The sequence below is a fragment of the Stenotrophomonas sp. A3_2 genome, assembly GCF_036624925.1.
Taxonomy (GTDB): domain Bacteria; phylum Pseudomonadota; class Gammaproteobacteria; order Xanthomonadales; family Xanthomonadaceae; genus Stenotrophomonas; species Stenotrophomonas hibiscicola.
In genome coordinates, this window is the sequence record NZ_JAZKVY010000327.1 from 1 (window position 1) to 13,538 (window position 13,538).

General features: G+C 68.8%; 14 protein-coding genes. 10 read left to right on the forward strand and 4 right to left on the reverse strand.

The features are described from left to right. Positions 1-80: 80 nt before the first annotated feature. Entirely contained in the window at positions 81-635 is a 555-nt protein-coding gene (locus tag R5H29_RS15060) for a hypothetical protein (protein WP_407073535.1), read from the reverse strand. A 184-nt stretch (positions 636-819) separates the two neighbouring features. Here R5H29_RS15060 and R5H29_RS15065 point away from each other — a divergent pair, with 184 nt between their 5' ends. The 4 genes from R5H29_RS15065 (at position 820) to R5H29_RS15080 (ending at position 3,417) form a co-directional block, all read left to right on the forward strand. Next, positions 820-1,068 carry a hypothetical protein gene (locus R5H29_RS15065; RefSeq protein ID WP_006475755.1) on the forward strand — a complete coding sequence of 83 codons (249 nt, stop codon included), beginning with the start codon at positions 820-822 and terminating at the stop codon, positions 1,066-1,068. A gap of 122 nt (positions 1,069-1,190) precedes the next feature. Next, on the forward strand, positions 1,191-2,108 hold the full coding sequence (locus tag R5H29_RS15070) for a bestrophin family protein (protein ID WP_019661664.1): 918 nt from the start codon (positions 1,191-1,193) through the stop codon (positions 2,106-2,108). A 19-nt stretch (positions 2,109-2,127) separates the two neighbouring features. After that, the gene (gene hemB / locus R5H29_RS15075; RefSeq protein WP_332329387.1) at positions 2,128-3,117 is read left to right on the forward strand and encodes a porphobilinogen synthase; all 990 of its coding nucleotides are present in this window, start codon (positions 2,128-2,130) and stop codon (positions 3,115-3,117) included. 30 nt (positions 3,118-3,147) lie between these two features. Then, on the forward strand, positions 3,148-3,417 hold the full coding sequence (locus R5H29_RS15080; RefSeq protein ID WP_019661663.1) for a hypothetical protein: 270 nt from the start codon (positions 3,148-3,150) through the stop codon (positions 3,415-3,417). A 148-nt stretch (positions 3,418-3,565) separates the two neighbouring features. Here R5H29_RS15080 and R5H29_RS15085 read toward each other — a convergent pair whose 3' ends face one another. Then, positions 3,566-4,438, reverse strand: a complete 873-nt coding sequence (locus R5H29_RS15085) for a hypothetical protein (protein WP_332329425.1) — start codon at positions 4,436-4,438, stop codon at positions 3,566-3,568. Between the two features lie 48 nt (positions 4,439-4,486). Between R5H29_RS15085 and aroE the strand changes: the two genes are divergently transcribed. The 3 genes from aroE (at position 4,487) to dinG (ending at position 7,947) form a co-directional block, all read left to right on the forward strand. Then, positions 4,487-5,332, forward strand: a complete 846-nt coding sequence (gene aroE / locus R5H29_RS15090) for a shikimate dehydrogenase (protein WP_019661661.1) — start codon at positions 4,487-4,489, stop codon at positions 5,330-5,332. A 3-nt stretch (positions 5,333-5,335) separates the two neighbouring features. Further along, positions 5,336-5,689 carry a hypothetical protein gene (locus R5H29_RS15095; RefSeq protein WP_134730918.1) on the forward strand — a complete coding sequence of 118 codons (354 nt, stop codon included), beginning with the start codon at positions 5,336-5,338 and terminating at the stop codon, positions 5,687-5,689. Between the two features lie 182 nt (positions 5,690-5,871). After that, the gene (dinG, locus tag R5H29_RS15100; protein WP_332329426.1) at positions 5,872-7,947 is read left to right on the forward strand and encodes an ATP-dependent DNA helicase DinG; all 2,076 of its coding nucleotides are present in this window, start codon (positions 5,872-5,874) and stop codon (positions 7,945-7,947) included. A gap of 57 nt (positions 7,948-8,004) precedes the next feature. Here the strand turns inward: dinG and R5H29_RS15105 are convergent, their stop codons facing one another. Both R5H29_RS15105 and ilvD read right to left on the reverse strand, forming a co-directional pair. Beyond that, positions 8,005-8,616 carry a hypothetical protein gene (locus R5H29_RS15105; RefSeq protein ID WP_100479126.1) on the reverse strand — a complete coding sequence of 204 codons (612 nt, stop codon included), beginning with the start codon at positions 8,614-8,616 and terminating at the stop codon, positions 8,005-8,007. Positions 8,617-8,754: 138 nt separating this feature from the next. Further along, positions 8,755-10,593 carry a dihydroxy-acid dehydratase gene (ilvD, locus tag R5H29_RS15110; protein WP_332329389.1) on the reverse strand — a complete coding sequence of 613 codons (1,839 nt, stop codon included), beginning with the start codon at positions 10,591-10,593 and terminating at the stop codon, positions 8,755-8,757. 466 nt (positions 10,594-11,059) lie between these two features. On the opposite strand from ilvD, the gene R5H29_RS15115 reads away from it, so the two are divergent. The 3 genes from R5H29_RS15115 to R5H29_RS15125 are packed head-to-tail and all read left to right on the forward strand — an operon-like array spanning position 11,060 to position 13,465. Next, complete coding sequence (locus tag R5H29_RS15115) at positions 11,060-11,632, forward strand: DUF1190 domain-containing protein (protein ID WP_005420172.1); 573 nt, start codon at positions 11,060-11,062, stop codon at positions 11,630-11,632. A gap of 7 nt (positions 11,633-11,639) precedes the next feature. Further along, positions 11,640-12,818, forward strand: coding sequence for a glutathionylspermidine synthase family protein (locus R5H29_RS15120; RefSeq protein WP_134730924.1), 1,179 nt, complete (start codon positions 11,640-11,642; stop codon positions 12,816-12,818). Continuing rightward, complete coding sequence (locus R5H29_RS15125) at positions 12,818-13,465, forward strand: hypothetical protein (RefSeq protein ID WP_134730926.1); 648 nt, start codon at positions 12,818-12,820, stop codon at positions 13,463-13,465. The genes R5H29_RS15120 and R5H29_RS15125 overlap by 1 nt, the downstream gene beginning before the upstream one ends. The last annotated feature ends 73 nt before the right edge of the window (positions 13,466-13,538 follow it).

Consider the following 13,538-nt stretch of genomic DNA (forward strand, 5'->3'; position numbering starts at 1 on the left):
GACCACGCAGAAGCGCGCCGCCGGCGTCGCGATCTTGGTGCCGAATCCCGCCCCGCCCGCGCGCTTGCCGACACACGTGATTAACCCGCAGCGGTGGGGCGGCCGCGTCCCCCCGGGGAGCGCCCGGGCCCCGCCCGCCCGCGCCCCCCCCCCCGCCCGGGGGTGCCGCTGCCGCCTCCCGGCGGCGGGGTAATCACCTGTGTCGGCACGCGCGCCGGCGGTGCCGGATGCGGCCCCCAGCGCGCGCCGCCGGCGGCCCGCTTCTGCGTGGTCGGAATACCGATGCCGACGCCGCCACCCACATGCGAGCCGAACGTGCCGGCGCCCACCGACATGCCCACCGGCGAGCCACTGCTGCCTACGCCCATCAGCACCACGCCATTGGCGCCCAGCGCGGCGGCCTCACGCTTCAGGCGTGCCACGGCGGCATCGGTCTGGCCCTGTGTGCCGAAGCCGACGGCGGACGCCGATTCCAGCTGGGCGATTTCCTGGGAACCGGCCGGAGGCGTCGAATAGATCTGCACCAGTGCCGGATCGATGGGTGCGCGGGCGCGGCCCAGCATCACCTTGGAGGTGCTGGCACAGCCGGCGGCGACCAGCAGGATGGCCGCCAACGCGGCCCAACGGATGTTCATGGCACGACCCCTGTAGGACTGGTTGCGATCATCGGCGGGCCACTCTGAATCGGCGCCAACACCCGGGCCAGGGCACGCACGGCAGCACGCTAGCACGCCGGGGGTGACAGCCCCGCCAACGGCAGTAGGCGACGGCAGCGGGAACGTCTATGGTTGGGGCAGGAACCAACTGCGGGAGAGTGGCATGGGCGTGATCAGTCTGTTGTGGGGCGTACTGGCGCTGTTGTGGATGATCCTGGCGCTGATTCCACTGCTCGGCTGGGGCAACTGGTTCCTTATCCCGTTCGCTGCGGTGGGCGCGGTCATCGCAGCGCTGGGCATCCTGTTCACCCACCCGAGCAAGCGTGGCCGGGCCTGGGCCGGCCTGGTCCTGAACGGCATCGTGGTGGTGGTGGGCATCCTCCGCCTCGGCCTGGGTGGTGGCGTCATCTGAGCCCGCGCCCGGGTGCGACAGGGCGTCGCAGGCGCACGGCCGATGGCCGGGCGGGGGCGTACAATGAATGGCTGCGCGAGCCCCCCGCGTGCCTGTGAATCCGCGCCCGGCGCGGCTGCCCCATGATCATCCGACCCCGTCCCCACGGCTGGCAACTGCTGTACATCCTGCGCGGTTCGATCGTCAAAGCGATCGCGCCCAAGGTGCTGGCCATCCTGATCCTGTCCATCGCCGTGGCTGCGGTGGTGGAACTGGCGCCGCCGACCGGCATCGAACGCGTGTCGGTCACGCCGTTCACGCTGCTCGGCTTGGTGCTGTCGATCTTCCTCAGCTTCCGCAACAGCGCCTGCTACGAGCGCTGGTGGGAAGGCCGCAAGCTGTGGGGCCAGCTGGTCTACGAATCGCGTTCGCTGGCCCGCCAGGTGAACCTGTTGCTGGCCGATGACACCGGCCGCCGTCGCCGCATCGCCTACGTCACCACCGCGTTCGCCCACGCCCTGGCCGGGCGCCTGCGTGGGCGCATCGTGGCGCTGATGGCCCTGCCGTGGCTGGACAAGCGCCAGCGCGAACAGCTGGGCCAGCGCGAGAACGTGCCCGACGCGCTGCTGGCGATGATCGCCGCCGAACTGGCCCAGGCGCTGCGCAGCGGTGAGCTCGATCCGATCCTCTACACCCAGCTGGAAGAGCGCCTGCACGCGATGTCGTCGATCCAGGCCGGCTGCGAGCGCATCCTCACCACGCCGCTGCCGTTCGCCTACACCCTGCTGCTGCACCGCTGCGCGTGGATGTTCTGCGTGCTGCTGCCGTTCGGCCTGGCCAGTTCGCTGGGCTGGGGCACGCCGGTGCTGTCGGCGGTGCTGGCTTATGCCTTCTTCGGCCTGGACCAGCTGGGCGAAGAAATGGAAGACCCCTTCGGCCTTGAGCCGAACGATCTGCCGCTGGACGCGCTGGTGCGCACGATCGAGATCGACCAGCTCGATGCGCTCGGCGAACGCCCGTTGCCCGAACCCCTGCTGCCGCAGGGCTACCTGTTGCAATAGCCACTCCTCGGAGCCTGCCATGTCCCACCCGCTGTACCGCCCGCGCCGCATGCGCCACGACGAGTTCTCGCGCCGCCTGATGCGCGAGAACACGCTGACCACCGACGACCTGATCTACCCGGTGTTCGTGCACGAACTGGCCGGCCGCACCGCAGTGCCGTCGATGCCGGGCGTGGAGCGGCTGTCGATCGAAGAACTGCTGAAGGTTGCCGAAGAGGCGCTGGAGCTGGGCATCCCGGTGATCGACCTGTTCCCGGTGATCGACCCGTCGCTGAAGTCGCTGGACGCATCGGCCGCCTGGGCCGAGGACGGCCTGGCGCAGCGTGCGATCCGCGCGCTGAAGTCGCGCTTCCCGGAGCTGGGCGTGATGACCGACGTGGCGCTGGACCCGTACACCACCCACGGCCAGGACGGCATCATCGATGACAAGGGCTACGTGCTGAACGACATCACCGTGGAAGCGCTGGTCAAGCAGTCGGTGTCGCACGCCGAAGCCGGGGTCGACATCGTCTCGCCGTCGGACATGATGGACGGCCGCATCGGCGCGATCCGCCGTGCGCTGGATGCCGACAACCACATCAACGTGCGCATCATGGCCTACTCGGCCAAGTACGCCTCGGCGTTCTACGGCCCGTTCCGTGATGCGGTGGGTAGCGCGGCCAGCCTCGGCAAGGCCGACAAGAAGACCTACCAGATGGACCCGGCCAACGGCGACGAGGCCCTGCGCGAGATCGCGCTGGACCTGGAAGAGGGCGCCGACATGGTGATGGTCAAGCCGGGCATGCCGTACTTGGACCTGGTGCGCCGGGTGAAGGAGACATTCGGTGTGCCGACCTTCGCCTATCAGGTGAGTGGCGAGTACGCGATGATAAAGGCCGCCTTCGCCAACGGCTGGCTGGACGAACGCGCCTGCGTGCTGGAGTCGCTGCTGGGCTTCAAGCGGGCCGGCGCCGACGGCGTGCTGACCTATTTCGCGCCGCAGGTGGCGCGATGGCTGCGCGAGCGCTGACAATAGCGACACGATAGACGGAGGACTGCGATGGCACCCGAACTGGGATGGATGCAATGGCTGATCTGGGGCACCGGAACACTGGTGTTCGGCGCCATCATCGTCGGTGTCTTCATCGCCGCCTGGCGGGCCGGCAAGCGCCCGCCGGAACAGCTCTCCGCTGCCCGCCACGTGGCCCGTGAGCAGGCGCTGCCGGACAGCGTGCAGGCCGAGCTGGCCGCGTTGAACCAGCGCAAGGACAACGGCCAGCTGAGTGAGCTGGAGTACGAGCAGCAGCGCGCCAAGGTGTTGTCTCGCTGACGGGTGGGTGCCAACCTTGGTTGGCACCTTGGCGTGCCGACCAAGGTCGGCACCTACCCCGCGATCATCTACGCATCGCGTGGATCTATCGCACGCACCTGGCACCTCCATCGCCCTGGTAGTCGCCAACCTTGGTTGGCGTCTGCCGTTACCGCGCGCCTGGCACGCACCCGGCCACCGCCGCCACCTTCGGCACCGCCAAGCGGTACACGTCCACGCCACCGGCGCGCGGCGCCTTCGCCGCGCTGCTGGCCACCAGCATCTCGCCCGGCTTGGCGTTGTCGATCACAGGCGCGCCGGTCCAGCCGCCGGTCTGGTTGAACGACAGTCCCAACGGCTGCAGGGCCGCGCCACTCCACGCGCAGCCGCTGCTCCACACCTGTGCGGTCGTGCCGCTGCCGCGGCTGAACACCACCGCGCCGTCGTTGCCCAGCCAGTCGCCGTCGGTCTCGTCGTCGCCGCTGTTCAAGGCGGTCAGTGCGGTTGCCGGGCCACGCACGCCCTGCGCGTCCAGCGTCGCCACGAGCAGGTCCCAGCCGGCACCACGCCCCTGCTGGCGGGCGAACAACAGCCGCTTGCCATCCACGCTCAGGGCTGGTCCGCGCTCTTCGCGGCGGTCACCGTCGCCCGCCAAAGGCTGCGCCTTGCCCAGCTGGCCATCGGCGGAGACTGCGGCGCGGTGCAGCGCCAGCCTGCCCTCGCGGCCGGCCGCGAACAGCAGCCAGTGGCCGTCACGGCTGAAGTAGGGATCACGGACCTCACCGGCCACGCCTACCGGCAGGGCCTGCGCCTGCTGCCAGCGGCCCTCGACCACGCGCGCCTGCCACAGGCCCCAGCCCGCCTCGCCGCGGCGTGCGAACACGATGCGCTGGCCATCGGCGCTGATCGTGGCGCGGCCCTCGTCGGCACGGGTGGAGACCACGCCCATGCCTTCGATGCCGTACTCGTTCAACGCCATCGCCACGGGGGCAGAGAGTAGACTGGCGGCAAGCACCAGCAGGGGCGGGGTGATGCGCATCATCCGGGTCCGTGCACGAAAGAGCATCAGTCTAGCCAGCTTGAGGATTCCATGACCGACCGTTACGCCGTCTTCGGACACCCCGTTGCCCACTCGAAGTCGCCGCAGATCCACGCGACGTTCGGTCGCCAGGAAGGCATCAGCATCGACTACCGTGCAATCGACCTGGCCCCTGATGCGTTCCTGGCCGGCCTGGAAGCCTTCGCCGCCGAAGGCGGTGTCGGTGCCAACGTCACCTCGCCGCACAAGGAAGCCGCGTTCTCGGTGTGCACCACCCTGACCGCGCGCGCGCGCCGCGCCGGCTCGGTCAACACGCTGCTGCGCAAGGGCGACCGCTGGCACGGCGATACCACCGATGGCATCGGCCTGGTGCGTGACCTGACCGACCGCCATGGCCTGGACCTGCGTGGCCGCCGCGTGCTGCTGATCGGCGCCGGCGGTTCCGCGCGCAGCGTCGCGCCGGCGCTGCTCGATGCCGGCATCACCGAGCTGGTGGTGGTCAACCGCACACCGGAACGCGCCGATGAACTGATCGACGCGATGGGCGAACCGGGCCGCGCGATCAGCCGCTACTGGGAAGACCTGCGTGACCTGGGTGACTTCGAGCTGATCGTCAATGCCACCTCGGCCGGCCGCGACCGCGACGTCGAGTTCAAGCTGCCGCTGTCGCTGGTCAACTCGATGACCACCGCCGTCGACCTCAACTACGGCGAGGCTGCCATCGCCTTCCTGGCCTGGGCACGCGCGTCGAACTGCCGCAATACCGTGGATGGGCTGGGCATGCTGGTCGAACAGGCCGCCGAGAGCTTCCTGCAGTGGCATGGCGTGCGCCCGCAGACCGATGAGGTCTACCAGTCGCTGCGGCAGGGCTCGGCCGTGCTGGCCGGCGAGGACTGATCGATGGACGGCACAACCCTGCTGGTGACCGTGCTGAGCATGGTGGGCGTGCGCCTGCCGGTGCTGATCGCGCTGTGCATCGGCCTGGTCTGGGTGGTCGGCGCGCCGCGCGATGCCACCCGCACCGGCGCCCTGGCCGGCCTGCTGCTGTTGCTGCTGTCCAGTCTTGGCGGCCTGGCAGCGGGCATCCTGCCGATGTGGCTGGTCAGCAGCGGTAACTTCGGCGCCGTGTCGGGCATCGGCACCATCCTCGGCGTGCTGCACTTCGCGCTGGCAATGGTTGAAGCCATCGGCGTGGTGCTGCTGGTGTGGGCGCTGGTGCGCCTGCTGCGGCTGCGTGGCAACGTGGTGCAGTGACCTCCCGGTGACGGCCCTGGTCTGTCCCCAGCAGCGTCCGGCGTGTTCATCCGGCCGCCGGGTGTCGTCGCTGGCTTGTTCAGGCAGGCAGCGGCGGCGGTCGTGGCCGGCCATGCGACAATGACCGGCCTGATCCAGCTACGGTAGTTCCCGGCGTGACCGAAACCGTCGCCGCTCCGCGCATGCTCGATGACGCCTTGAAGGACGCGATCCGCAAGGCGTACACCACGCTGCAGGCCAATACCCCCGGCTTCTCCACCCGCCGCTCGCAGAGCCAGATGATCGGCGTGGTGTCGCGTGCGCTGTCGAAAAGTGGCGGCGTCGGCGTGGTCGAGGCGCCCACCGGCGTCGGCAAGAGCCTGGGCTACCTCACCGCAGGTGTACCGATCGCGCTGGCCACCAGGAAGAAGCTGGTGATCAGCACCGGCACCGTGGCGCTGCAGTCGCAGCTGGTCGAGCGCGACATTCCCAACTTCCTCAAGGCCACCGGCCTGGAGGCGACCGTGGCGCTGGCCAAGGGCCGTACCCGCTACCTGTGCACGCGCAATGCTGCCGAGGCACAGGGTGAGGGCTCGCAGGGCGGCATGTTCGAGGATGACGCGCCGCTGTTCGATCGGCCGCTGGCGCCGATCGAAATGGACATCGCCAAGCGCCTGACCGACGCCTTCACCAGCGGCAGCTGGGATGGCGACATCGACAACGCACCGGAGACCATCAGCCCCGGCCTGCGCAGCCGCATCACCACGCCGGCCTCGGGCTGCGCCGGGCGCCGCTGTGCCTATTCGGCGCAGTGTGCGGTGCTGCGTTCGCGCAACACCGTGCGTGATGCGCAGATCGTCGTTACCAACCACGCGCTGCTGCTGTCGGCGCTGTCGATCGGCGACAGCGACAACGGCCAGCCGTTGATCGCGCCGCCGTCGGACATGCTGCTGGTGCTGGACGAAGGCCATCACATCGGCAACGTGGCGATCGACCAGGGCGCGGCCAGCCTGGCGCTGGATGAAATGGCCAAGCGCACCGGCCGCCTGCAGATCCTGATCGCCGGTGCCTACCGCGCGGTCGACAAGGACCGGCTCGGCAACCTGCTGCCCAACGAAGCCATCGAGGTCGCCAGCAACGTGGCCAAGCAGCTGCGCGCGTTCCGTGACCACATCGAGCGGGTGTGGATGCCGGCGCCGGCCGACGAGGAACCAATGTGGCGCGCGGCCAACGGGCGCCTGCCCGAGGCCTGGCGTGAGCCGATCGAGGCGCTGGCCGACGATACCCGCAGTCTCTACAACTGGGCGCATGCCGCCACCGCGCAGGTGGCCAAGGGCAAGCCGGACGATGCCGCACGCGAGCGCCTGCAGCGCAACCTGGGCATGGCGCTGGAAATGATCGAGCAGCAGTACAACCTGTGGCAGGCCTGGCGCCGCGAGGACAAGGACGGCGCGCCGCCGATGGCGCGCTGGGTCACCGCCACCCGCGACGGCGACCTGGTGCTGCACGGCTCACCGGTGTCGGCCGCGCACGTGCTGCGCAAGCTGCTGTGGGATGAAGTGGATTCGGTGGTGATGACTTCGGCGACGCTGACCGGCGGTGGCGATTTCCAATCGCTGGCGATCGACAACGGCATTTCCGAAGAGGCCGAGATGGTTTCGCTGTCGTCGCCGTTCGACCTGCCCAACCAGGCCGAGCTGATCGTGCCGAAGTTTCCGGTCACCCCCGACGATCGCGAAGGCCATCCCCGCGAAGTGGCGCGCTACCTGGACACCGAGCTGGACTGGGCCAAGGGTTCGATGGTGCTGTTCACCTCGCGCTGGAAGATGGAGAAGGTGGCCGGGCTGATGTCGGCCGCGCGCCGCAAGCAGGTGCTGGTGCAGGGCGAGATGTCCAAGACCCGGCTGATCGACGAGCACCTGCGCCGCGTGGCCGCAGGCGAGGGTTCGGTGCTGTTCGGACTGAACTCGTTCGGTGAAGGCCTCGACCTGCCCGGCGAAGCCTGCACCACGGTAGTGATCACCCAGGTGCCGTTCGCCGTGCCGACCGACCCGCAGACCGCCACCCTCAGCGAGTGGTTCGAAGGGCGTGGGCTGAATGCCTTCAACCTGATCGCCATTCCGCACGCGCTGCGCACGCTGACCCAGTTCGCCGGCCGCCTGATCCGCACCTCCACCGACACCGGCCGCGTGATCATCCTCGATTCGCGGCTGCTGACCCGCCGCTACGGCAAGCGCATCATCGACGCGCTGCCGCCGTTCAAGCGCGTGATCGGCTGACACGGGGTCGGGTCCCTTCCGCAGGAAAGGCTCTGACCCCACCACGCACTCTGCTGTTCAACCGCCCAGCGGATTCCGGCAGGCCTGGTTGCCCATCGCATTGTGGTAGTCGCGATCAAAGCAGCGCAGGAAACCATCGAGCACGTCCAGGTTGGGCGGCCACGGCACATCCACCTTCTGCCCGCCGGCGGTCGTGAAATGATAACGCCCATTCTTCAGCGCCCTGGCAATCTGCTCCGGCGCAGGAATCGCAATCAACCTTGCTCGCGCGTTCTCCAGCGCCGCACGATCGCGCCGCAGGAAGGCGATCGTGCCGTCCACGTAGGCGTTCCAGTAACCGGGGTCGGTGTCGGTGGGCTTGTAGGTGCGCTGCATCAGCGCCACCGCCTGCGGGTACTGGCCCGCCTCCGCACGCATCTGGCCTTCATGCCACAGAATCATGGTGTTGCCCGCAGCCTTGGGCAACGCAGCATAGGCGGCGAGCAGATCAGCGGCTTCACGGTGGCAGCCGCGGTCGGCCAGCGTGCGCCAGCCACCTTCCAGGTCCTGATCGAACGCATCCGGTTCCATCGCCAGCATCGCTGCACGGTCGTAGCGGCAGTCGGGTGCTTTTGGCGGTTCTGTCGACGTGCCCATGGCAGCGGCCAGCGCAAAGGAAAGCAACATCATCGCAACCTCCGTGTTGGTGACTTCCTGGACCACCATAACGGATCAGGATGGGTAGTGCCGGCCGCTGGCCGGCAGCCTCATCGATCTGGGCCGTCACGGTGCAGGTGCCGGCCAGCGGCCGGCACTACCGTATGGCGGTCAATCACCCAGCAGGGCGGTGTTGCGCACGGCGCCCTTGTCGGCGCTGGTGGCGAGCAGGGCGTAGGCCTTCAGCGCGCTGGTGACCTTGCGCGGGCGCGGCGCACGCGGTTTCCAGCCGCTCGCATCGGCGTCGGCGCGGCGTTGGGCCAGCGTGGCCTCGTCCAGCAGCAGGTCGATGCGGCGGGCGGGGATGTCGATGCGGATGCGGTCGCCATCTTCCACCAGACCGATCGTGCCGCCGCTGGCGGCTTCCGGCGAGACGTGGCCGATCGACAGGCCCGAGGTGCCGCCGGAGAAGCGGCCGTCGGTGAGCAGCGCGCACTGCTTGCCCAGCCCCTTCGACTTAAGATAGCTGGTCGGGTACAGCATTTCCTGCATGCCGGGGCCGCCCTTCGGCCCTTCGTAGCGGATCACCACCACATCGCCCGGCCGCACCTCGTCGGCGAGGATGCCGGCCACGGCGGCGTCCTGGCTTTCATAGACACGCGCGGGGCCTTCGAACACATGGATCGATTCGTCCACGCCGGCGGTTTTCACCACGCAGCCATCGACAGCCAGGTTGCCGCGCAGCACCGCGAGGCCGCCCTCCAGCGAATACGCATGTTGCAGCGAACGGATGCAGCCCCCGGCGCGGTCCAGGTCCAGCGTCGGCCAGCGCGTGGCCTGGCTGAAGGCCTCCTGGGTGGGAATGCCGGCTGGGCCGGCCTTGAAGAAGGTGTGCAGGGTGTCGTTGTCACTGCGCACCACGTCCCAGCGTTCCAGTGCGTCGGCCAGGCTGGCGCTGTGCACGGTTGGCACCGTGGCATCGAGCAGGCCGGCGCGATCCAGCTCACCGAGGATGCCGAACACGCCGCCGGCGCGGTGCACGTCCTCGATGTGGTACTTCGGTGTGTTCGGCGCCACCTTGCACAGCTGCGGGACGCGTCGCGACAGCGCGTCGATGTGGGTCAGGTCGAAGTCGACCTCCGCTTCCTGCGCTGCGGCCAGCAGGTGCAGGATGGTGTTGGTGGAGCCGCCCATGGCGATGTCCAGGGTCATCGCGTTGGCGAACGCGGCCTGGGTGGCGATCCCGCGCGGCAGCGCGCTCGGGTCTTCGCCGCCGTACCAGCGATGGCAGAGCTCGACGATCAGGCGGCCGGCGCGGCGGAACAGCGCCTCGCGGTCGGCATGGGTGGCCAGCGTAGTGCCGTTGCCGGGCAGCGACAGGCCCAGCGCTTCGGTCAGGCAGTTCATCGAGTTGGCGGTGAACATGCCCGAGCAGGAGCCGCAGGTGGGACAGGCGCTGCGCTCGAACGCGGCCACCTTCTCGTCGGAGGCGCTGTCATCGGCGGCCACCACCATCGCGTCGACCAGGTCCAGCTTGTGCTCGGACAGCCTGGTCTTGCCCGCTTCCATCGGCCCGCCGGAGACGAACACCACCGGGATGTTCAGGCGCAGCGCGGCCATCAGCATGCCAGGGGTGATCTTGTCACAGTTGCTGATGCACACCAGCGCGTCGGCGCAGTGCGCGTTGACCATGTACTCCACGGCGTCGGCGATGATCTCGCGGCTGGGCAGCGAGTACAGCATGCCGTCGTGGCCCATCGCGATGCCGTCGTCCACGGCGATGGTGTTGAATTCCTTGGCGACACCGCCGACCTGTTCGATCTCATGCGCGACCAGCTGGCCAAGATCCTTCAGGTGCACGTGGCCGGGCACGAACTGGGTGAAGGAGTTGGCGATGGCGATGATCGGCTTGTGGAAGTCGCCGTCTTTCATGCCGGTGGCACGCCACAGGGCGCGGGCGCCGGCCATGTTGCGGCCGGCGGTGGAAGTGCGGGAACGGTATTCGGGCATGGCGGGCGGAACGGGCGTGCCGTACGACGTGGGGGTCAGCCGATCATGGCCAATTTTTTCGGTTGCTGCTGCAACCACCGGAGGTGGTCCGGCCGGGCTGCGCCCGGCACCCGAAGAGGCAACGTCCACGTCAACGCCAAAGGCGGGCGCTCCGTGGGATGGCGGGGGGGGGGGGGGGGGGGGGGGGGGGGGGGGGGCGGGCCGCGCCCCGGGGGGGGGGGGGGCGCGCCCCGCCCCCCCCCCCCCCCCCCCCCCCCCCCCCCCCCCCCCCCCCCCCCGCCTTCGACGTTTCCTGTGACTGTTGGTAGGTGTCGACCTTGGTAGACACCGGTGGATCCACGTCATGCGCGGATGATGGGGAACGACGAAAATGAAAGGCCGTTCATCTTTCGCACTTTGCCGATTCCGGTTGCTGGCCCGGATTTGGCATCATTGGGGCATTGATCCGTCGACAGGGCATGAGGCCATGAAACGTTCCCGCACCACCGCGCTGCTGCTGATGAGCGCTGCGCCGCTGCTGTTCACCGCCTGCCAGAAGGAGCCGGAGGTGAAGGTGCAGGAAGGCCTGTACACCTCGGTGGAGGCCTGCACCGAGGCCACCGGTGATCCGTCGTCGTGCCGCAATGCCTTTGCCGAAGCGCAGAAGCAGGCCGCCGATGCGGCGCCGAAGTACGCCAGCAAGGAAGCCTGCGAGAAGGATTACAAGCCGGAGCAGTGCGTGCAGCAGCACACCTCGGCCGGCACCTCGTTCATCGGCCCGATGATGATGGGCTTCTTCATGTCGCAGATGCTGAGCAACCGCGGCGGCCTCGCCCCGCAGGCGCCGGCGTCGGCACCGGCATACCAGGACAAGAACGCTGGCTGGGCGCGCCCGGCACCGGGCGGCACCGGTGGCCTGAACACCGCCAGCGGCATCGGCGCCGGCAAGGCCGGTCTGGCACCGGTCACCAGCGAACCGAACCGTGCGGTCACTGCCAGCCGTGGTGGCTTCGGCAACACCAGCGCACGCCGCAGCACCAGCGGCAGCTACGGCGGCTGATCGACCCATGCAGCGCATCCGGATTGCCGAGCGTGCCCAGTGGCGGGCACGCGCGGAGGAAGCGGGTTTCCGTTTCCATACCATCGATGGCCAGCCCTACTGGGATGAAAGCGCGTACTACGCGTTCACCCTGCGCCAGATCGAACAGGACATCGAAGACCCCAGTGCCGAGCTGCACCAGATGGCGCTGGACCTGGTCGGTGATGTCATCGGCAGCGAGCGGTTGATGGACCAGCTGGCGATTCCGTCGCATTACCGCGACTGGATCGCCGACAGCTGGCGCCAGCGCCAGCCGCACCTTTACGGCCGCCTGGACCTGGCCTACGACGGCACCGGTCCGGCCAAGCTGTACGAGCTGAACTACGACACGCCGACCTCGCTGTTCGAGGCCAGCTTCTTCCAGTGGCAGTGGCTGGAAGACCAGCGCAACGCCGGCCGCCTGCCGCAGCATGCCGACCAGTTCAATGCGATCCATGAGGCGCTGGTCGAGCGCTTCGGCGAACTGGCCACGCAGCTGCCGCCACCGCTGTACTTCAGCGCGGTGGGAAGCTCGGAAGAAGACCGCGGCACGGTCGAGTACCTGCGCGACTGCGCGTCGCAGGCCGGCCTGCATGGCCAGGCCATCGCGATCGAGGACATCGGCCTGTCCGAGGATGGCCGCTTCACCGCGCTGGATGATTCGGTGATCGGCACGCTGTTCAAGCTGTATCCGCTGGAAGACCTGATGGCCGAGGAATTCGGCCGCGCGCTGCCCGCTTCGGGCGTGCAGCTGCTGGAGCCGGCCTGGAAGGCGGTGCTGAGCAACAAGGGCATCCTGCCGTTGCTGTGGCAGCGCAACGTAGGCCATCCGAACCTGCTGGAGGCGCACTTCGATGACGGCAGCACGCTGGCCCCGGGCTGGGTGCGCAAGCCGCTGTTCTCGCGCGAAGGTGCCAACATCGAGATGCACCTGGCCGATGGCAGCACCCAGCGCAGCGACGGTCCCTATGACGGCCCGGCGATCATCCAGCGCGCCCATCCGCTGACCCGCTTCGAAGGCGGCTACCCGCTGATCGGCAGCTGGGTGGTGGGTGACCACGCCTGCGGCATCGGCATCCGCGAGGACGACAGCGCGATCACCCGCGACAGTGCGCGCTTCGTGCCGCACGCGATCGTAGATGAGGCGCCGACGCGGATCTACGTCTGATGACGGTGCGGCGCTGGCCTGGCCGGCATGGGCGTGCCACGCCCGTGCCGGGTCGGCATTTCGATGACGGGCGCAGCCTGCAGGCCTTCGCGGACCGCGTCGCGGTGCGTTGCCACCGCTGCGATGCCCCCGGTTGGGTGATCGCCCGCTGGGAACCCTATCGATGGACCGCGCGTTTCCGCTGCACCGGCTGCAGTTCTGCGTTGGATAGTGGTGACTGGGTCGGTGCGGTCTACATGCTGGGCCGCCAACCTTGTGGATTCTGTGGGTATCAGTGGCTGCATGTGCGTCGCCGGGCTCCCGCCGGAGTGCCTGCACCGGCGTGCTTCGCTGCTCGATGTGCGCAATGTGATCGCAGTACCGATGTTTCGGTCGCGGTGCGTCCGTTGCGTGACGCCGAGCCTGCCGATCCGCACTTCGGATTGCCGCTGCGCCTGGTCGAACCGACCCGCGCGGGCCTGCTCTGGGCCTATAACGCTGAACATCTGCAGGCACTGCACGAATACGCGGGCGCGACGTTGCGCGAAAGCCGCGGCCATCACCGATCCATGTTCTCGCGCCTGCCGCAGTGGATGAAGCTGGCCCGCAACCGGGCGCTGCTGCAGCGTGCGGTGGAGCGGTTGCAGCGGCGCTTGCTGCAGGGGTAGGTAGTGCCGGCCGCTGGCCGACAGCCGAGCAAGGGCTCGGCGCTACAGACAACCCGATTCGTGTAGAGCCGAG